The sequence below is a fragment of the Paraburkholderia sp. UCT31 genome (genome assembly GCF_014397655.1).
Classification (GTDB): Bacteria; Pseudomonadota; Gammaproteobacteria; order Burkholderiales; family Burkholderiaceae; genus Paraburkholderia; species Paraburkholderia tuberum.
Genome location: NZ_VZQP01000051.1, coordinates 21,218 through 40,544, shown reverse-complemented (window position 1 = coordinate 40,544; position 19,327 = coordinate 21,218). Strand labels below are relative to the sequence as shown.

The 19,327-nt window shown below is 63.1% G+C and carries 19 protein-coding genes and 2 pseudogenes; 12 read left to right on the top strand and 9 right to left on the bottom strand.

Annotated features, from left to right (window positions below):
• Positions 1 to 272: 272 nt before the first annotated feature.
• Both F6X40_RS42795 and F6X40_RS32100 read right to left on the bottom strand, forming a co-directional pair.
• Positions 273 to 470 carry a hypothetical protein gene (locus F6X40_RS42795; RefSeq protein WP_184005715.1) on the bottom strand — a complete coding sequence of 66 codons (198 nt, stop codon included), beginning with the start codon at positions 468 to 470 and terminating at the stop codon, positions 273 to 275.
• Positions 471 to 578: 108 nt separating this feature from the next.
• A complete protein-coding gene (locus F6X40_RS32100) occupies positions 579 to 1,103 on the bottom strand; it encodes a phasin family protein (RefSeq protein WP_187630581.1) in 525 nt (174 codons plus the stop codon).
• A 402-nt stretch (positions 1,104 to 1,505) separates the two neighbouring features.
• Between F6X40_RS32100 and F6X40_RS32095 the strand changes: the two genes are divergently transcribed.
• Positions 1,506 to 2,276, top strand: a complete 771-nt coding sequence (locus F6X40_RS32095; protein ID WP_187630580.1) for a DUF3047 domain-containing protein — start codon at positions 1,506 to 1,508, stop codon at positions 2,274 to 2,276.
• A gap of 67 nt (positions 2,277 to 2,343) precedes the next feature.
• Here F6X40_RS32095 and F6X40_RS42790 read toward each other — a convergent pair whose 3' ends face one another.
• Complete coding sequence (locus F6X40_RS42790; RefSeq protein ID WP_262421618.1) at positions 2,344 to 2,658, bottom strand: hypothetical protein; 315 nt, start codon at positions 2,656 to 2,658, stop codon at positions 2,344 to 2,346.
• A 172-nt stretch (positions 2,659 to 2,830) separates the two neighbouring features.
• On the opposite strand from F6X40_RS42790, the gene F6X40_RS32085 reads away from it, so the two are divergent.
• Complete coding sequence (locus F6X40_RS32085) at positions 2,831 to 3,142, top strand: hypothetical protein (RefSeq protein WP_187630579.1); 312 nt, start codon at positions 2,831 to 2,833, stop codon at positions 3,140 to 3,142.
• 464 nt (positions 3,143 to 3,606) lie between these two features.
• The gene (locus F6X40_RS32080; RefSeq protein ID WP_262421617.1) at positions 3,607 to 5,325 is read left to right on the top strand and encodes an alpha/beta hydrolase; all 1,719 of its coding nucleotides are present in this window, start codon (positions 3,607 to 3,609) and stop codon (positions 5,323 to 5,325) included.
• Between the two features lie 71 nt (positions 5,326 to 5,396).
• Here F6X40_RS32080 and F6X40_RS32075 read toward each other — a convergent pair.
• Positions 5,397 to 5,873 (bottom strand): annotated as a pseudogene (locus F6X40_RS32075) (FadR/GntR family transcriptional regulator); the annotation flags it as partial.
• 8 nt (positions 5,874 to 5,881) lie between these two features.
• On the opposite strand from F6X40_RS32075, the gene F6X40_RS32070 reads away from it, so the two are divergent.
• Positions 5,882 to 6,604, top strand: a complete 723-nt coding sequence (locus tag F6X40_RS32070; protein WP_410452553.1) for an ABC transporter permease — start codon at positions 5,882 to 5,884, stop codon at positions 6,602 to 6,604.
• Here the strand turns inward: F6X40_RS32070 and F6X40_RS32065 are convergent.
• Positions 6,595 to 6,819, bottom strand: a complete 225-nt coding sequence (locus tag F6X40_RS32065; protein WP_018422453.1) for a hypothetical protein — start codon at positions 6,817 to 6,819, stop codon at positions 6,595 to 6,597. The two genes, F6X40_RS32070 and F6X40_RS32065, sit on opposite strands and share 10 nt — an antisense overlap.
• 888 nt (positions 6,820 to 7,707) lie before the next feature.
• Between F6X40_RS32065 and F6X40_RS32060 the strand changes: the two genes are divergently transcribed.
• Entirely contained in the window at positions 7,708 to 9,039 is a 1,332-nt protein-coding gene (locus F6X40_RS32060; protein WP_187630578.1) for an NRAMP family divalent metal transporter, read from the top strand.
• Positions 9,040 to 9,125: 86 nt separating this feature from the next.
• Here the strand turns inward: F6X40_RS32060 and F6X40_RS32055 are convergent.
• The 4 genes and pseudogenes from F6X40_RS32055 to F6X40_RS32040 all read right to left on the bottom strand — a co-directional run.
• Positions 9,126 to 9,353: pseudogene (locus F6X40_RS32055) on the bottom strand (acetylornithine deacetylase); the annotation flags it as partial.
• Complete coding sequence (locus F6X40_RS32050; RefSeq protein WP_187630577.1) at positions 9,346 to 10,023, bottom strand: DUF1028 domain-containing protein; 678 nt, start codon at positions 10,021 to 10,023, stop codon at positions 9,346 to 9,348. The pseudogene F6X40_RS32055 and the gene F6X40_RS32050, both read right to left, overlap by 8 nt.
• Positions 10,024 to 10,033: 10 nt before the next feature.
• Positions 10,034 to 10,465 (bottom strand): RidA family protein, encoded by a 432-nt coding sequence (locus F6X40_RS32045; protein WP_187630576.1) that lies wholly within the window; start codon positions 10,463 to 10,465, stop codon positions 10,034 to 10,036.
• Positions 10,465 to 11,823, bottom strand: a complete 1,359-nt coding sequence (locus F6X40_RS32040; RefSeq protein ID WP_187630575.1) for a flavin-containing monooxygenase — start codon at positions 11,821 to 11,823, stop codon at positions 10,465 to 10,467. Before F6X40_RS32040 ends, F6X40_RS32045 begins: the two co-directional genes overlap by 1 nt.
• A gap of 178 nt (positions 11,824 to 12,001) precedes the next feature.
• Here F6X40_RS32040 and F6X40_RS32035 point away from each other — a divergent pair, with 178 nt between their 5' ends.
• From F6X40_RS32035 to F6X40_RS32005, 7 genes are all read left to right on the top strand, one after another.
• The gene (locus F6X40_RS32035) at positions 12,002 to 12,925 is read left to right on the top strand and encodes a LysR family transcriptional regulator (protein ID WP_090811864.1); all 924 of its coding nucleotides are present in this window, start codon (positions 12,002 to 12,004) and stop codon (positions 12,923 to 12,925) included.
• Positions 12,926 to 13,049: 124 nt separating this feature from the next.
• Positions 13,050 to 14,201, top strand: coding sequence for an SRPBCC family protein (locus tag F6X40_RS32030; RefSeq protein WP_187630574.1), 1,152 nt, complete (start codon positions 13,050 to 13,052; stop codon positions 14,199 to 14,201).
• A 43-nt stretch (positions 14,202 to 14,244) separates the two neighbouring features.
• The gene (locus tag F6X40_RS32025; RefSeq protein ID WP_187630573.1) at positions 14,245 to 15,450 is read left to right on the top strand and encodes an ABC transporter ATP-binding protein; all 1,206 of its coding nucleotides are present in this window, start codon (positions 14,245 to 14,247) and stop codon (positions 15,448 to 15,450) included.
• A gap of 2 nt (positions 15,451 to 15,452) precedes the next feature.
• The gene (locus tag F6X40_RS32020) at positions 15,453 to 16,508 is read left to right on the top strand and encodes an ABC transporter substrate-binding protein (RefSeq protein WP_187630572.1); all 1,056 of its coding nucleotides are present in this window, start codon (positions 15,453 to 15,455) and stop codon (positions 16,506 to 16,508) included.
• Positions 16,509 to 16,547: 39 nt separating this feature from the next.
• A complete protein-coding gene (locus tag F6X40_RS32015) occupies positions 16,548 to 17,804 on the top strand; it encodes an ABC transporter permease (protein WP_187630571.1) in 1,257 nt (418 codons plus the stop codon).
• Between the two features lie 66 nt (positions 17,805 to 17,870).
• Entirely contained in the window at positions 17,871 to 18,698 is an 828-nt protein-coding gene (locus F6X40_RS32010) for an ABC transporter permease (RefSeq protein ID WP_090810989.1), read from the top strand.
• A 142-nt stretch (positions 18,699 to 18,840) separates the two neighbouring features.
• Positions 18,841 to 19,290 (top strand): SET domain-containing protein, encoded by a 450-nt coding sequence (locus F6X40_RS32005; protein ID WP_090811862.1) that lies wholly within the window; start codon positions 18,841 to 18,843, stop codon positions 19,288 to 19,290.
• The last annotated feature ends 37 nt before the right edge of the window (positions 19,291 to 19,327 follow it).

Genomic DNA, 19,327 nt, shown 5'->3' with positions numbered 1-19,327 from the left:
GGAGATCGAGCCGCAGCTGCGACTCTCCCGATAACTTTTCACCGAGAATCTGGCATATCGCACCCGGGGCCCCTATTCGAGCTGTCGCATAACTCGTTCCCCGCGCGGGGAGAATGGTGGTGTGATTAGCGACCGTGACGAAGTCCCCGCTGCGCGCTGCGGTGCTCAGCGACAGTCACTGGCGAAGCTGTTCGTGCACACGATTGCCGAGCGGCGGCGCAGGCGGCCCACCCAACGTGTATAGGTCGTCAGATACGTTGTCTGCGCACCGGTCAGCGGACCCGTGCGAACGCTCGCAGCACGGCGTCGCCGCGCGGCGTCACGTGAGGTAACCGGAAGCCCGGCCCAGCTGGCTCATTCGCAATCAACTGCAGTTCGCGGAGCGCGCCAAGCTCTGCCCGATCCGAATCAATTCGTTCAGGCGCATCCTTCAACAGCAGCAACGTGGCCACTTCGTGCGGGCTCAACATGTCGTTTACCTCACGGCGGGAGCGAAGGAACGGGTGACCAGATCCGGCCACGGCTGCATCGGCAGCACGCGAATACCGGAACCGGCAGGATTGGTGGAAGCTCGTCGCCTATCGGGTTGACGAGCGACGTGTGCGAGGCGGACCTCGTCGTTCCGCCGTGTCAGGCGTCGCCTTTTCGACGCGCTCGAGAAAGGCACGGACCATTTCCCCGACCTGTGCCTCGGCGACGGACGCGCCGTCCGGCTGCACTTCCGGCGGCACGGCCGCGCGCATCATCGCGTCGACGCCCGTTGCGCAGGCCGGCAGGCCAGCGGGCCTGGTGTCCTCGTGGAGCTCACGCTCGTCGTCGTGATCGCCGCCGGCGTGGCACGGTCTGATCGTTTCAGACGCGATATTCATCCAGCCGCGGGTGTATCCGGCGAACTGCAGGGTAAGCCAAGGCATCACATCCGCTTGACGTCTGAGGAACTGTTCAGGTGTCTGGGCGCGCAATACGCTTTCCCAGTGCAGCGCGGCACCCGTGACCGCGGACCTGTATGTATCCACGTTCAGCCGTATCAGCGCGCAATAACCGGCGAGAAACTGGTTGGGCAGTTGCGACACGTCGGTCAGAACGGATAGGGTAAATGGCATCTGTTTTGGGCTGCTCACGGAATATCTCTCAGGTTCTCGCGGACACGGCGATCGCTGCCACTGCGATTCGTGAAGGTGGTTCCCACACCGGGCCGTTGGCCAGGCAGACGGTCTGAAGCCGTCTTAGAGCCGTCATTCTAACTTTGTTAAGTCGCACTACGATTTTTACGAGCCAGGGAGTTTCCCCAATATGTGGGAAATTGACGCCTGTGATGAGTGGAGCAAACCCCTCCCGCGCCGCACGACGCGACGGGAATACCGCGCGGCGCGTTGCGAGCCTCGTCATGCAAACACTACGACGCAGCAAACAGAACCTCAACCGCCGGCGTGAAAGCTCCGCTGAAATGTCGCCCGAGGAGCCCATTACAATGGACGCTATCCAAAATACGAATGCGACCTGCCATGCATCTTGCCTCGCGCCGTCGAGCGCAAAAACGAACAGCCCCGTCAGCCTGGATCGCCGCATGCGTCGCGCTTCTTTTGTTGTCGCCACCCATCCTTGCCCAGGACGAAAAGCCCGGTATCGCCTTTTCCTCGATCGAGCCCGGCGCATCGCTGCCCGCGGGCTGGAAGAACATGCCGGTCGTGCGCGGCAAGCCCATCACGCAATACACGCTCGTTCGCGACGACCACACCACTGTGCTGCAGGCGGACGCGAACCGCTCTGCTTCCGCGCTGATGCACGAGGGTGATATCGACCTCGCTCGCACTCCCGTCGTGGCATGGCGCTGGAAAGCGGATAGACCGATCGAAGGCGCCGATAACCGCGTCGCGTCGAAGGAAGACGCGCCAGCGCGGCTGGTGTTCATGTTTGCCGGAGACAAGAGCAAGCTGTCGCTTTTCGACCGGGCGAAGATGGGGCTGGCCAAGCAACTGAGTGGCCAAGATCTGCCCTATGCCACGTTGATGTACGTGTGGTCGACCACCGCCGCGCCGGGTACCGTCATTGCCAACCCTCGCACGAACCGCGTACAGATGATCGTGGTCTCTGGTCTGCCTGGCGATGCGGGTCAGTGGCAAAGCCTGCGCCGCAATATCGTGCAAGACTATGAGCGGGTCTTTCACGAACCGCCCGGACGAATCACAGGCTACGGGCTGCTGACCGATACCGACAATACCGGTGCCACGACACGCGCCTGGTACGGAGACGTCCAGTTCCTTCCCGGGCCTTGATCACCGGGTGCCGTCGAGTCGATCGAGCCCGTCGGCGCGGCGTGGCCGGCTGAGTGTCCCGCGCGCTTTACCCGTGCCGATGCGCGTCCGCAGGCCAATGCCGTTCATGCGTACCCCATCGTGGTTCCGCCGGCTGCATGCCCTCTTCCACGAACGCGTCGACGGACCACGTATCGACGAACTCGTTTCGCGCCTTGCGGCGTTTGGCGACCTGGAAGTCCCGTTCCGCCACCTGAATCGCCTTGATGTTCAGCCGGTGCGCGAGCGCCGCGTCACGAAGACCGGGGGAATGGCCACGAGCGCAGCCGCGCTGCGGGCCGAGACGATGGTTGCCGCGCGGGAACGCGCGTTGCTCGATGTGCATCGTCAATACGAAATGCATAACGAGACACGCATGCGCTGCGCGTTTTTCGCGGCCGAACGGCGCGACCAGCGGGGCGAGCGTCTATGTCCCGGTCGCGGACGAGATCGACTATCCCGCCGATCCGGAGGCCGCGCGCGACCGCCGGCAACGCAGACGTACGTGGCAAGCGTTCAGTTGTGGGAGAAAAGCGATGTCCTTTCAGGAATATGCGCCGTATCGCGGCTGCAATATCGAGGTGAACGTTACGCTATCGAAGACGCATTGGCTCGGCGGCAAATATCGCCGTTATCGCGTGTCATGGACCGTGACGTTGCCCGGCAATCCGGAGCAGGAACTGCTGAGTTTTCCGGAACAGTTCGATTTTCTGACCGAGCATGAAGCGTTCAAGTATGGAGAAAATCGGGCGCACACCTTTGTCGATTCGATGTTGTCGACGCCTTCTCAAAGGCGCAGGCTCCGCGACGCGGCCGCTCGGCCCGCAACGCGCCAGGACGTTTTTTAATGCGCCGGCGCGCCCTTTCGGAGCGGGCTTGATCGTGCCACCGGGTAGCGACCAGCGCGACGAGCAAGCAGCGTGCGCGCAAGCTCCGTAAAGCCCTCGCTCGGGCGACGTCGCCACCGACAGGCCGGTTCATCGATGTTTGAACACGATGCGCGCAGAGCGACGATGTTGTTCGGGGGACAGAAAGGTAAATACAATGCGACGCATGGCCGGTTTATCGTTGACGTTTTTTCGACGCAGGAGAAACATCGCACGAGATCGGAGCAGCCCCGTCCATTCCGCTGCCCCCATGTGTCGTGCTGCGCGCGGTAATCAGGAAAACATCGTCGTGCCTGATCATGCGGCGGCATCTTCCATTACTGCCCTCCTGGCGGAGTCTGAATCAAGGCTGGTCGCGTCATCAACTCCTTTGCGGGTGACCCGCGGAAACGAGGTGCGAGTTGTGCCAATCCGAGCGAGCACGCATGCGGGACTCCCATGAGCCGGTAGCCGCCGGGCTTCGAAGCACGTCCTGGACGCCGACGCTCAGCGGCTCGCTGCTCGCGCTCGTGTTCTGGTGGCAGTCACTGACGCCGACACTGATTCCGCGGTCGTGGGGAACGCAAACCGTGGTCGGCGCGTTCTGTCTGGCCATCGGCTACGGGATAGGCACATTGGTCGGCCGCGGCGTGCATCGGCTGCTGGAGCGATGGGGGCGCGTGCCCGGCAGCGAGATCCGACGGCGCAGCTGGATCGTTCTGGCAGCGGCGTGGCTCATTGCACTATTCGTTGGCTCGAAGCTATGGCTCGGCTGGCAGAACGAGCAGCGTAGTTTCATGGGGATGGCGCCGATCGCCTGGTTCGACGCCGTGCTGGTGATCGTCCTATCGCCGTTGAGCGCGGTGTTGCTGGTAGTCATCGGGCGATTGACGGCGCGCGGTGTCGCCGCAGTCAAGCAGGTCATCCAGGGCCACGTGCCCCCGATCGTTTCGGTGCCGGCAACAGCGCTGCTCATCATCGTGATTGGCATGGCGCTCGGTCGCGGAGTGGCCTTTCCCGCTCTCACCACGGTCTCCAACTTCGTCCACGGGCGGGTGAACGAGAACACGACCGAGGGAATCGTGGCCCCCACGTCGCCAACGGTGTCCGGCAGCAGCACGTCGTTCGTCGCATGGGACACCTTGGGCCGCATGGGGCGCGGCTTCGTGGCGACAGCGACAACCACGCAAGAGCTCGCGAAGTTCCACGGGACTGATGCGAGACTGGTCGATCCGGTGAGGGTCTACGTCGGAGTGCGTTCCGCGGACTCCCTCGAGCAGCGTGCACAGATTGCGGTCCGCGAGCTCGAGCGCGCCGGCGGGTTCGAGCGGAAAGTGCTGGTCGTGTGGATACCCACCGGCACGGGCTGGATAGTCCCCAAAGCCGCGGCTTCGCTGGAGCAACTGCACGGTGGCGACACGGCGATCGTGGCGATCCAATACTCTTTCCTGCCTAGCCGACTCGCCATTTTCATGGATGCTGGTCTCGCGAACGAGGCGGGTGTCACGCTCTTCAACGCGGTTCGCGCCCGATGGTCGATGCTCCCGCCGAAACGACGGCCAAAGCTCGTTCTGTTCGGCAAGAGTCTCGGCGCCGCAGGGGTGGAAGCGCCTTTCGTCGGGAAAGACGCCTCTGCCTCGGTAGCCAACATGATGGCCCGAACGGATGGCGTGCTGATCGTCGGCGCCAAACAAAGCAACCCGATCCATTCGCAACTCACTCGCGAGCGCGATAGCGGGTCGCCCTTCTGGCAGCCGATCTTCGATGGGGGGCGTTCGGTACGGTTCTTGAGCCGCGATCCGCATCAGGTGGCATTGGACACCGACTGGCCGGCCCCGCGAATCGTGTACCTTCAGCATCCGGCCGATCCGGCCGTGTTCTGGAGTGCCAGTGCGTTCTGGTGGCCGCCCGAATGGCTGGCTCGGCCACGTGGCTTCGACGTGCCTGACGCCATGCATTGGTTTCCCATCGTCTCGGGCGTGCAGGCGGTGGGCGATCTGATTCACCAACTCGGCGTGCCGGCGGGTTTTGGTCACAACTACTCGTCGGAGGACTACGCCAACGGCTGGGCCAGCGTGGTGCCTCCCGAGGGCTGGACGCGCGCCGATACCGAACGACTGGCGCGGTTCCTCGACCAGATTGCCGGCGATGAATCAGAGCCGTGACCGAGCTGAAGGCGAACGGATTGGGGCGGTGCCGCTGCAGCTTGCGGCGCGCACCACAGAACATGGTCTAACTAACGCCAGGCTCGTGTGAACTCGCCGACCACGCGCGCCAGATGCGCCTGCATCGCCGTGCGCGCGGCGGTCGCATCTCGCGCCATGATGGCCGCAAAGATGCGCTGATGGTCATCCTGTGACGCCGCCCGCAATGCGGGAGTATGAAAGTGCTCCTCGATCTTTTTCCACAACGGGTCGGCACGGGAGTTGTCCCACATCGCTGTCACCACGAGCCGGAGCATTTCGTTTCCCGTCGCCCGCGCGATCGCCAGATGGAAATCACGGTCGGCGGCCTCGTTCGCAGCCTTGTCGTCCATGTTTTCGCGCATCGCGCGCAACGCGGCGAAGAGCCGGTCGAGGTCTGAATCTTTGCGCTCGGTAGCGGCTAAGGCCGCGATCCCGCTTTCGATCACCGCCCGCGCGCGCAGCGTCTCGATCGGGCCCAGTCCGCGCGGCAGTTTAAACATGGCGGAGCGCGCCTGCGGCGCTGCTGCTGCGCCCCGTGCCCGGCGGCTCGATCAACGAGGACCTCGCCGACGCACTGACCGGCAAGGTCGCGACCAATGCGGTCGCACAGGGCATCATGATCGTCGATACCGGCGGATCGTCGCCGCAGGATTCCGCGCCACAGGTGATGCGATGGCTCGCGGCGGGCTGGCTCGTACCGGGCGTGCCGAATGCCGTCGCGCTATGGCTCGTGATCGGCGGCGCCACGGTGTTCCTGTTGTCGCGTACGACCTTCGGCCGCACGCTGTACGCGATCGGCAATACCGAACGCGCGGCGTATCTGTCCGGCATCAATACGCGGCGCGTGACCGTGGCCGCATTCGCCGTGTGCAGCGCGTTCGCGGCGTTCGGCGGCGTATTGCTCGCAGGTTATGCGTCGAAGGCAGCGCAGTCGATGGGCGATGCCTACCTGTTGCCGGCGATCGCGGCAGTCGTGCTCGGCGGCACATCGATTCCGGGTGGACGAGGTTCATACCTCGGCACCGTGGCTGGCGCGATCCTCATCACGCTGCTGCAGTCGATCCTTTCAGTCGCGCAGATGCCCGAGGCGGGACGTCAGATCATCTACGGCGCGGTGATAGCGGCAATGTTGCTGCTGTATGGGCGCAGCAAGCGGGAAGCGTGGTTTGAGTCGATCCGCTGGCGCGTCCTCCCGGCCCACCAACGGCAACGGCTCCAAGCCTCTCGACTACCCTGCCAAGCGCAAGCTCATCCATGAGCATCCACCCACGCGCGCGCCCAATCCAGGCCTGCATGGTGGGCTTCCTCCTCGCTATCGAATAGTCCCAGAATGCCTGATGCTTCGATCAGCTTTCCGCCTCGCGTAATGGTTCCGCTCGCCGCATAGCGCTCCGGTTGCAGGATGCCTTCGCCTTCCTGCTGAAGGATGGCATGCCCCCACAACGTGTACCCGTCGTAGTCGATCGTTTCCATTAGCGCACGACCCTGACGGACGCGGCGCGAGTCGTCACTCGAAGCATGTTCGCGCGTGCCTCTGGTGGATTCCAGACCTCAGCGTAGTCCGATGCGTGCGCGCCCGTGCAAGGCGTCATGATCAGAACCGTGAATCCTGTCTTTTTCAAGATTTCTCCTTTCCAGCGATTTTCTTCAGCGGCTCGTCGCAACTGTCACTATGTCCGGCACATCCAGCATCCCTACCGAAGCAGGTCGGGAATTCAGGCAAACGCAGCGAGTCAGCTGCGATGCAGTATGGCCTAGGGTCTGTTTACATATGGAACGCACGTGCGAATGCCCGCTATCGGCCGTCCCCCAAGGGGACTTCCTTCGGGGCGTCCCCCAAGGGGACTTCCTTCGGGGCGTCCCCCAAGGGGACTTCCTTCGGGGCGTCCCCCAAGGGGACTTCCTTCGGGGCGCAGGGCAAGGAGTAAGGAGCGCTGCGTGGCCGCGCCACGTGAGCGACGCACGACGCCGCCATGCGGCCGATAGCGGGCATTCCCCTGGAATGAATTTCAGAACTGGGGTGCGTTCCATATGTAAACAGACCCTAGTGTGTCATTCACCGCTTTGAATCCGTTTCGATCGCCGCGGCGCGGAAAAGACGCGTGGGCATTGAGACCTCACTTGCGGGGAGCTATCGCGGAGACTGGTCGCTCGCTCGCCGCGGTCGACGAGCGTTTCGCGCTGGTCGGCGCGGTTGAAGATGTGACATTGTATCGTCAGCCTGCGGGAGTCCTGATAGTCGCCCCCGATAGCGTCACATCCGCTGAATATGTGTGCCAATATGTGTGCCGCGAAACGAGTCGACGAAGGAACGTTTCGTGCGAGCGCTACAGCATCCCTGGTTTCCCGACGGTCAGGCGAATGCACTCTTCCCCCGACAGGGGCACGGCGCCCCGCGCCGCACAAGGTAATACGCACGCTGCCTCGTCGCAGCCCGCCCGCTCGTGGGCCGCCGATCTCGGGCCGGGGCTGGCAAGTCTCGGCTGCGATAACGATCCCAGCGGTATCGCCACATATTCACTCGCGGGCGCGTGGTACGGCTACGACCTGCTGTGGACCTGCGTGCTGTCGTTTCCGTCGATGGTCGCGTTGCAGCTGGTCTCGGCGCGTGTCGCCGCCGTCACCGGACATGGCCTGACCGCGAACATGCGCGCGCACTATTCGCCGGTGTTCTTCTATTTGGCGGTGGCGCGGTTCGTGATTGCGAACACGCTGAATATCGCCGTCAATGTGATGGCGATGGCCGCGGTCGTGCAACGCTTCACTCATGAGCCGCTTTGGTTGCTTGCCCTCGCATGCGGTTGTACGTCGATTGCGTTGCAGTGGTTCATTCCCTATGCGCGCTATGCGCAGGTGCTCAAATGGTTGATGCTGCCGATGCTCGCGTATGCCGGCGTGCTGCTGATCGTCGATGTGCCGTGGCACACGGTCGTGCTGCGCTCGCTCGTGCCGCACGTCGAGTGGAAAGAAGATTTCGTCACGATGCTGATGGCCGTGCTCGGTACGACGATGAGTCCCTATCTGCTTTTTTCGCAGGCCGAGCAGGAAGCACAGGAAGAGCATCGACAGCACGAACAGCACGCGGCGCGGGGCGATCGGCATTCGTCAGAGCAGCTTCGCCGGTTGCGCATGCAGACCTTGACGCGCACCGCGCTCTCGAGCGTGGCCGCATTGTGCATCATGATTGCGGCTGCGGCGACGCTGCATGGTGCACAGACGCGCCCCGGCGAGCCCATGGAGCTTTCCAGGGTGCTCGAGCCGCTAGTGGATGGCTACGCCGGCACACTGCTTGGGCTCGCACTGATCGGCTCAGCGCTGCTCGCACTACCTTCGCTCGGGGGTTCCGCTGCGCAAGCGGTCGCGAGTTCGTTCGACTGGCCCCACGGCCAACGGCGTGATCGGCGCATTGCTGTTCTGCTCGTTGCGCTCGCGGGGCTCGGCACGCTGCTTGGCGTTGCGCTCGGCCTATGGCACGTCGACCCTGTCAAGGCGCTGTACTGGAGCGCCATCGTCAACGGTATGACGATTACGCCCGTGCTGGTGCTTCTGGTGCTGCTGAGTGCGAAACGAGAAGCGGTCGGCGAAATCGTCGCGCACTGGTCGTTACGCGCGCTCTGCTGGCTCGCGACCCTGATCACCGGCATGGTCGTGGTCGCGCACTTCGTGCTCGAAGTGGCCGAGCGCGTGTCCTGATGAACCCCTCACGCCCGATTTGCACCGCAGACGCGCAGGCTACCTCACGCTTTTGAGATGTTCAGCGAGGCGAGCGAACATCGCGTCACACCATCGGTATGCCCGGACAGCACGATGCCACCACGCTCTCGCGGACCGTTTGTGGCGAACCGGTTCGCCTTGGTACGCTCGGCGTTATGGAACAGCTCGCTGTCCACACCTGGATCCGCGAGGTATTGCTGCACGAAGCCGATCAGTTCCAGATTGGAGTCGCGGCTGACAGTCGCGAAACCGGTCAGCCGTTCGAGCAGCGCACGGCTCGACAACTCACTCATCGCCGGGCACTCCGTAGCTCGGCGCCGCGGTTGGATTCAACGCGCGTGCGATGTAGTCCCGCATCTGCGGCCGATACGCTTGCCAAAGCGCGGCAAGTTTGCCGATCGGATCGTCGTCGGCCCAATCGACACGCAGATCGACGATCGGCCAGACCTGTGTATCGACGATCTTCAGAGCCGCCGAATGGACGGGCCCTGCTTCTCCGCCAGCCTCGACGGCCGCCTGCATCGCGTGCAGCAGACGATCGGCGAGCGCGCCCTGTGCGCTCTCGAACGCTTTCACCATCGCGTCGATCACCGGCTTGCCGGCGAGCAGATTGCCCGCTGCCACACACTGATTTCCCGCGACGGCGTGATGCACGCCGAGTGCTTCCTTGCCGGTGAACATCGCGGTTCGCCCCTCACTGTCGACCACCGTCACCTGCCGGTATTCGCTCCATTCGCTCGCGCCTAGCGCCCGTTCGAGCGCCGTATCCGCCGCGATACGCCCGCTTTCCAGCAGATCGAGAATCTGCGGCCCGAGCGCGGGCAGCGTCACGTTCTGCGTCGCCACCGCACCGACGCCCGCGCGCGCCCACGGACACCTCGCACCCACCGCAATGCTCGACGAACTGATCGCGATACCGAGCTGACCGGTCTTGCCGCAACGTCCAACGATCGAGAATGTCATGGCTAGCTCCTCACGCCTGAGATGGCTTCCAGTTGTCCGGAATCACGGCGATCACGTCGATTTCCATCAGCCATTGCGGCTGGCCGAGCGCGCTGACGCACAGCCCCGTCGAAATCGGATACACGCCCTTCAGCCACTTGCCGACTTCCTGATACACCGGCTCGCGATAACGGGGATCAGTGATGTAAGTCGTCGTCTTGACGATATGCGACAGGTCGCTGCCCGCTTCCTCGAGAAGTTGCTTGACGTTCTTCATCGCCTGCTCGGCCTGCGCGCGCGGATCGCCGAGACCGACCAGGTTGCCGTCGAAATCCGTACCGACCTGGCCGCGCACATAGACCGTATTGCCCGCGCGAACCGCCTGGCAAAGATCGTTATCGAGCGACTGGTTCGGGTACGTCTCCTTCGTATTGAACATGCGGATGCGGGTATGCGTAGGCATCAGTTCACTCCCACTTCTTTGGTCTTCGGCGCGTGCGATTCGTCGCACGCGGTATCGGTTGGATTCGCGCCGTGCACGCCGCGCGCGTCCTGCCGACGCTGCGACGCGTCGCGATACGCGAGGTATTTGCGCTGCGTGACGATGTGATCGGCGATGTGCTTTGCGTCGTGCCAGACGCCCCAGATAAACGACGACGCGCGCCGCGACAACCACGGCAAGCCGAGGAAATACACGCCCGGTTCCTTCGATACACCGCGCTGATGCTGCGGCTTGCCCTTATCGTCGAATGCGTTCACGTGCAGCCAGCTGAAATCGACGGCATAGCCGGTGGCCCAAATGATCGTGCTCACACCCGCCTTCTTCAGATCCAGTTCCGGGAGCGGATGCGTCACGCACTCCGGGTCTGGTGGAATCAGGCGTGCGTCGGGGTCTTCCGGCAGGTCCACGCCGTTGCGCTCGACGTAGTCGTCGGCCGCGTCCAGTAGCGACATCAGGTTTTCGTCGCCACGCTTCAGATTGGCGGCGAGGTCCTGTTCGAAGGTCGCGACGCCATTCGCGAACGATTTCGTCGTGCCGACCAGCGTCATGCCCTGATGAGCGAGCCTGCGAAAATCGATGGTCTGGCCGCCGTACGCGCCGCTGACGGCAATGGTCACATGCTCGCGTCCCGGCACGGCGACTTCCTTGTCCCATTCGCCGAGTACACCCAGCCACCAGCAGAAATCGCGACCGCGATAGGCGCGCGGCGGACGGTCATGCGCACCGACGGACAGATAAACCTTGCGGCCCGCGCGTTGCAGTTCGTCCGCGATCTGCACGCCGGACGACCCCGCGCCAACCACGAGCACCGCGCCTTCGGGCAGCTGCGCCGGGTTCCGATAGTGGGCCGAATGAAGCTGCGTGAGCTCGACGTCCTGTGGCGCGATGGGGGGAATGACGGGCCGCTGGAACGGCCCCGTCGCAACGACCACGCGACAGGCTTCGATCGTGCCATCGGACGTTGCGACCGTAAATCCTGCCCGGCCCTTCAGACGCTCGACGCTCGTGACTTCGACGCCCGTGCGGATCGGCGCATCGAATTTGCGCGCATAGGCCTCGAAGTAATCGGCGACCTGATCCTTGGCGGCGAACCCATCAGGATCGAGTCCTTCGAACTCCATATTAGGGAAGCGGTCGTGCCAGGCGGGACCATTGGCGACCAGTGAATCCCAGCGGCAGGTACGCCAGCGTTCGGCAATGCGGTCGCGCTCCAGCACGAGATGGGGTACGCCGAGTTTGCTCAGGTGTTCGCTCATTGCCACGCCAGCCTGACCCGCGCCTATGACCAGCGTGTCGATCGACAATTTTTCAGCCGACATGGCCTTCTCCTTCTGAAAAGCGCTCTGGATTCAGGTCACACTCTCTCTTCGGTCGGACAGAATGTACGCCGCGCGGCGGGCAACAAAAACTATATTTTAAAAATGCTTTGCATCGTTTTTCGCTATGCAATCGACAATTGGCGAGCGACAATCGGTTCGACCGAACACGGAGCAACTGATGGACGGCAACTCGATACGCTACTCGTTGCGTCAGCTCAGGTATTTTGTCGTCACGGCCGAGACGCTTTCGTTCACCGCCGCGGCAAAGCGTCTGCACATTTCGCAGCCGTCTATCTCGACGTCGCTCGCGGATCTGGAGGAATCGTTCGGCGTCCAACTGTTCATCCGCCATCACGCCAGCGGGCTGTCGCTCACGCAACCGGGCCGCGATCTGCTCGGCCACGCTCGCAATCTGCTTCAGAACGCCGAAGAATTGCAGCTGACCGCGAAGGAAATCGACGGCGGCATGTCGGGCTCCATCTCGCTGGGCTGCATGGTGTCACTGGCCCCGCCGCTGATGCCAGGCATCATCAGCCGCTTCGTGCGGGACTATCCGGCGGTCACCTTCCGTACGACGGAAGCGCATCAGGACACGCTTTTGAGCGGCCTGCGCGACGGCTCGCTCGATATCGCGCTGACCTACAGCCTCGATATCGCCGATGGAATCGCGTTTACCCCGCTGCTTTCGCTGCCACCGTATGTCATCCTGCCTAAAACACACAGGCTTGCACGGGCCCGCAAAGTGTCGCTGGCCGATCTGCTGCCCGAGCCCTATGTGATGCTGGACCTTCCGCATAGCCGCGAGTACTTCTCCGCGCTGTTCGACGCAGTCGGCAGCCGCCCTACCGCGGCTTTCCGGTCGTCACAGCCTGAAGTGGTGCGTGGCATGGTCGCCAACGGCTTGGGTTACAGCATACTCAACTTCCCGCTGAAGTCGACCCGAACAGTGGACGGCGAAGACTTCGTGATTAAACATTTCAAGGAAAGCGTCAATGCGACGACGCTTGGCATCGCACTATCGGGCGCCGTCAAGCCGCGCGAGGTTGTGAAGCGCTTCTCGGCATTCTGTGAAACGTACATTCGGCGCCTCCACATCGGTTAGCGGCCCGGAAAGCCTCTCGGCATAGACTTGAGCTATGCACTGCATGCAAAAACAATATTTTACCTAGCAATTTGGATTGTTAGATTGGTGCTCATCGGATGCACACACTGATGGGGGGCCCCCTATGTCAGCCATTCTTCAGTCGACGGACGCTGAGCTCGACATCGTTCGCGCCCTGCGCGAGAACTGCGAGCGTCCGTTCGGGGATGCACACGCAATGCCGCCGGCCGTCTACACGTCGGAGGCGTTTCTCGCGCTCGAACGGCGCGACGTGTTTCGCAACGAGTGGTTGTGCGTGGGCCGTGCGAGCGCGCTCGCACAGAGCGGCGACTATCTGACCGCGCAAATCGACGACCAGCCGGTGTTCGTGCTGCGCGATGCGAGCGGTGCGTTGCGCGCATTCTCGAATGTTTGCCTGCACCGGATGTCGGTATTGCTTGAAGGGCGCGGCAACGTGCGCCGGATCGTGTGCCCCTATCACGCATGGAACTACACGCTCGATGGTTCGCTCGTGGGCGCGCCGTTGATGGATCGGCAGCCGGGCTTTTGCAAGGAACAATACAAGCTGCCTGCCGTGCGCTGCGAGACGTGGCAAGGCTGGATCTACGTAACGCTCAACGCGCACGCGCCTTCGGTGGAATCACATTTGTCCGGGCTGACGAAGCTGATCGAGCCGTACGGCATGAGCAACTACGTCGAGACCTTCCACGAAGAGCACGTGTGGGACACCAACTGGAAGATCCTCGCGGAAAATTTCATGGAGAGCTACCACCTGCCGATGCTGCATCGCGCAACGGTCGGGCCGCACTCGAAGCTCGAAGAAATGGAATGTCCGCCGGGCTTGCCCGCGTTCAACTATCACTGGATCACCAAGGAAGCATCGCTGCCGATCGGCAACGCGCATCCCGCCAACACGCGCCTGCAAGGGCACTGGCGCCGTACCACCGCGCTGCTGGCGATCTACCCGACACACCTGATCACGCTGACGCCCGGCTACTTCTGGTATCTGATCCTGCAGCCGCGGGGCGTCGGCCGCGTGCATATCCGCTTCGGCGGAGGCCTCGCACCGGATTTCGTCGACGATCCGCGGGCCGCCGATTACATGGCTACGCTGAAGACGCTGCTCGACGAAGTCAACGCCGAGGACCGGCGCGGCGTCGAGGCCGTGTTTCGCGGCGTGCACGCGCCACTCGCGAAGCCTGGCCATCTGAGCCCTCTGGAACGCCCGAATTACGACTTCGCCCGCTATCTGGCGGGACGCCTGGGCGCGAAGTGATTTGCCGCCCCACGTGGACCGCCAACACTCTGCCGAGTTACTCATGTCAAGCCAACCATTTATTTCGTTCGACGGCGTCAGCAAGTCATACGACGGCGTGCATAGCGTCGTCGAGGGACTCGATCTCGATGTCGCGCACGGTGAATTCGTTTCGCTGCTCGGTCCGTCCGGTTCCGGCAAGACCACGACACTGATGATGCTCGCGGGATTCGAAGCGCCGACGCGCGGCGAGATCCGCCTCGCCGGCAAGCGTCTGGACGACAAGCCACCGCATCGGCGCGATATCGGCATGGTGTTTCAGAACTATGCGCTGTTCCCGCACATGACGATTGCCGAGAACGTCGCGTTTCCGCTGTCGGTGCGCAAGATAAGCCGTAGCGAACAGAAAACGCGCGTGACGCGCGTGCTGGACATGGTGGAGTTATCGCATCTGGCGGCACGGCGTCCGTCGCAACTGTCCGGTGGCCAGCAGCAGCGCGTTGCACTTGCCCGCGCGCTGGTTTTCGAGCCGAGCGTGGTGCTGATGGACGAGCCGCTCGGCGCGCTCGACAAACGCCTGCGTGAAACCATGCAATACGAAATCATGCGGCTGCATCGCGAACTGTCGCTGACGATCGTCTACGTGACCCACGACCAGAACGAAGCGTTGACGATGTCGGACCGCGTCGCCGTGTTTTCCGACGGACGCATCCAGCAGGCCGCCGCACCGACCGAACTCTACGAAAACGCGGCGAATGCGTTCGTTGCCAATTTCGTCGGCGAGAACAATGGACTGACCGGTCGCGTCGATTCCTACGGGACGGAATGGGCTGCGATGCAGCTCGCCGACGGCAGCACCGTGTGCGGACGCCCAGGCGTCGGGCTCGCGTCAGGCGACACGGCGGTGCTGGCGCTACGTCCCGAGCGCGCGCACATCGCCGCGACGCCGGACGCTTTGCAGGAAGCGACACGGCAGAACATGAACATCGTGCACGCGCTTGTCGAGGAACTCGTTTACTGCGGCGATCATCATCGCGTGCATCTGAAGCTCGGCCATGGCGAAAGCATGGTCGTCAAGCTGCCGAACACACAGCACCATGACCTGCCCGCGCTCGGCCGTCAGACCGCCGTGACCTGGCGACGCGACGACTGCAAGGTGCTGCCAGCAATGGCGGCCGCGCCGCAATCCGCCGCCGCGTCCGGCGGCGTCGACTATTCCACCGTTTCCGTTCCCTCGTCCGCCTCGCCACTTATCGCAGGAGCCAACTAGAAATGAAAACCACACTCTCGTCCTTCCGGACCACCATCGCGGCGTGCGCGCTCGGGGTGTTTGCCACGGCCACGGTTCACGCGGCCGAAACGATTTCCGTCGTCACCTTTGGCGGTGCGTATGAAGCTGCCGCGAAAAAGGCATGGTTCGAACCGTTCACTGCGAAAACCGGCGACCAGTTCTCCACCGAGTCCTACGATGGCGGCCTCGCCAAGCTGCAAGCGATGGAACAGTCGAAGAACCCGACCTGGGATCTGATCGACCTCGAAACCAACGACGAGATCACCGCGTGCGACGAAGGCCTCATCGCCAAGTTCGACAAGAAGTTGCTCGGCAACACCAGTGACTTCCTGCCGGGCTCGATCAGTGATTGCGCCGTCGCGGCGATGGTATGGTCCACCGTCTATGCGTATGACACCAGCAAGCTGAAATCTGCGCCGACCACCATCAACGATTTCTTCGACCTCAACAAGTACCCGGGCAAGCGCGGCATGCGCAAGTCGCCGAAGGTCGCGATGGAATGGGCCTTAATCGCCGATGGCGTTGCACCCAAGGACGTGTACAAGATCCTCTCCACGCCGGCTGGCGTCGATCGCGCGTTCAAGAAGCTCGACACCATCAAGCCGAGCATCGTCTGGTGGGAGGCGGGTGCGCAGGCGCCGCAACTGCTCGCCGACGGCGCGGTCGTGATGACGCAGGCGTACAACGGCCGCATCGACGACGCCGTGCACAAGGACAAGAAGCCCTTCAAGATCGTCTGGGATGCACAGGTGTACGACTACGAATGGTGGGCCGTGGTCAACGGCGCGAAGCATGCCGACGCGGCGCGGAAGTTCATCGTCGCATCCTCGACACCGCAGGCCTATGCGGACCTGTCGAAGTACATCGCGTACGCGCCGCCGCGCAAGGACGCCATTCCGCTGATCGACAAGGCGCGTCTGAACGATCTGCCGACAGCGCCGGAGAACTTCAAACGCCCGCTGCAAATCAACGCGACGTTCTGGGCCGACAACGCGGATGCGATCAACAAGCGGTTCCAGAACTGGCTGGCGCAGTAGCGCCAGATCGAACGAACGTCACCCGGGAGATCGAGCACGATGAACACGCAGCTGCCGTCCACCGCCCCTTTTGGCCGCGGCCCGCAGGCCGCGAACCGCGAGTCGTTTCGCGCCGCGCGCCGCAAGGCCGCGATGCGCGCGTTGCTGCTGGCTTTGCCGTTGCTCATCTTTCTGCTGGTGACGTTCGTCGCGCCGATCGCGAGCCTGCTCGCGCGCAGCGTGCGAAACCCTGAAGTGCGCGCCGGCATGCCGCAATTGAGCACGGCGCTGGCCGGATGGGACGGTGCGGGCGTACCCGGCGAACCGGCCTTTGCCGCACTCGCGCACGACCTGAAGGACGCCAGCGAATCCGGCCAGCTCGGCAATATCGCGCGACGCATGAACTTCTCTCAACCAGAGTTCCGCAGCCTGCTGTTCAAGACAGCGCGTGCCACACGTTCGCAAACGCCCGCGCAATGGAAGCCCGCCCTGATCGATCTGGATGAACACTGGAACACACCGGAAACCTGGCGGCTCCTCAAGCGTGCGTCGATCTCGCCCACGCCCGACTATTTGCTGAACGCCGTCGACGCGCAAGTCGCGCCCGATGGCTCGGTGACGTCCGTCGCGGCGGACAGCGCCATCTTCCGCGCGGCCTTCGGACGCACGGTCACGATCAGTGCGACGGTCACGCTGCTGTGCCTGGTGCTGGGTTATCCCGTGGCGTATCTGCTCGCGACATTGCCGGAGAACCAGAGCAACCGGCTGATCCTCTTCGTGATCGTACCGTTCTGGACATCGCTGCTGGTGCGGACCACCGCGTGGTATGTGCTGCTGCAACCGGGTGGTGTGATCAACAGCGCGTTGCTCCGCTTTGGGCTCATCAATCATCCGTTGTCGCTGATTTTCAATCGCACGGGTGTGTTGATCGGCATGACGCACATCCTGCTGCCATACATGATCCTCGCGATCTTTTCGGTGATGAAAGGTGTCCCGCCCGTGTACATGCGGGCGGCGAAATCCCTCGGCGCGCATCCGGCTGTGGCCTTCGTGCGAGTGTATATTCCGCAAACGCTGCCGGGTGTCGGCGCGGGATGTTTTCTCGTGTTCGTGCTCGCGCTCGGTTATTACATCACCCCCGCCCTGCTAGGCGGCGCCGGCGACGAAATGATCAGCCAGCTGATCGCGTCGCAGACCAACGATCAGCTCAACTGGGGACTCGCGGGTGCGTTGTCGTGCTATCTGATCGCATTCACGGCGGTGTTCTATTTCATCTTCAACCGGCTGGTCGGTATCGACCGCTTGCGCTTCGGCTAACGCGCCGCGCAACCGACGCTAATGGGTTGTCGCTCCTTCGTATGGTTGATCAACAGGCAGACTCAGATGAAAGACGGACGAACCCGGCTACTCTCGGAACGCATCGCGGGCGCGGGACTACGTGTGCATTGCGCGCTCATTTTCTTTTTCCTCGTCGCGCCGATCCTCGCGATCGTGCCGCTGTCGTTCAACTCCGGCTCATTCTTCTCGTACCCGATGCAGGGCTTCTCGCTGCGCTGGTACGCGCAGGCGCTGAGTTCGCCGGACTGGCAACGCGCGTTGGCGAACAGCATCGGCATCGGCGCTGCGTCGACGCTGATCGCGACGGTGCTCGGCACGCTCGCCGCGCTCGGCTTGAGCCGCACGCAGTTTCCTTACCGCTCGATCATCATGCCGATCATCGTGTCGCCGATGATCGTGCCTATCGTTGTCGTCGCGGCAGGGTTTTATCTGGTCTTTTCGCCGCTCGGCCTGGTCAATTCGTATCTCGGCGTCGTGCTTGCGCATGCCGCGCTCGGTACGCCCTTCGTGGTGATCACCGTGACGGCTTCGCTGCTGTCGTTCGATCAAAGCCTGCTTCGCGCTGCGTCGGGGCTGGGCGCGCAGCCGTGGGTCGCGTTTCGTCGCGTCACGCTCCCGCTGATCACGCCCGCCGTCGCAACGGGCAGTGTGTTCGCATTCGCGACGTCGTTCGACGAAGTGATCGTCATTCTGTTCATTGGCGGCCCCGAGCAGCGCACCGTGCCGCGGCAGATGTGGAGTGGCATCCGTGACCAGATCGACCCGTCGATCCTTGCCGTGGCCACACTGCTGATGGCGTTCGCCATCGCCCTGTTCGCCTGCATGAACTGGTTGCGCAAGCGCGCAGCGGCGGCCAGCCGCTCGTTTGGCTGAGCCGACCCTTGGCGCGGTCCGTCCTTGGCTGTTAGTTGCGCTTTTAAAAAGAAAAATATTGAGCGCCTGACTGTGTGGCGATATGCTTCGCATCGCCGCTCAACCACATGCAACGACCGAGGGTCGCGAAGGAAACGACAAAATGCGATTGCGACGCATCACCGCACGACGCTCACCAGTGCATGGCATGGGACTGTTTGCCCTGCAGCCGATCGCCCCGGGCGAACGGGTGATCGAGTACAAGGGGGAAGTGACCAGCTGGCGGCGCGCCGCCGCCCGTCAGCGAGCCGACGCGGGCCACACGTTCGTGTTTGGGCTGTCCAGCGGACGAGTGATCGACGGCAGCCGCGGCGGCAACAGCGCCCGCTTTCTGAACCATGCGTGCGCCCCCAACTGCGAGGCCATCGAGACGGGCGACCGGGTGTTCATTCATGCGCTCGCCACGATCGCACCCGGGGAGGAGCTTTTCATCAATTACGGTCTGTCAGTGGACGGCGCGGTCACCGACGACATTCGTGCCCAGTACGCGTGTCATTGCGGCGCGCCGGCATGTCGTCGAACCATGCTGGGAAATGACGGACAGTCGTCGTAGTCCTGCCGCCGCGCAGACGCTTCGATGAGCGATTCCT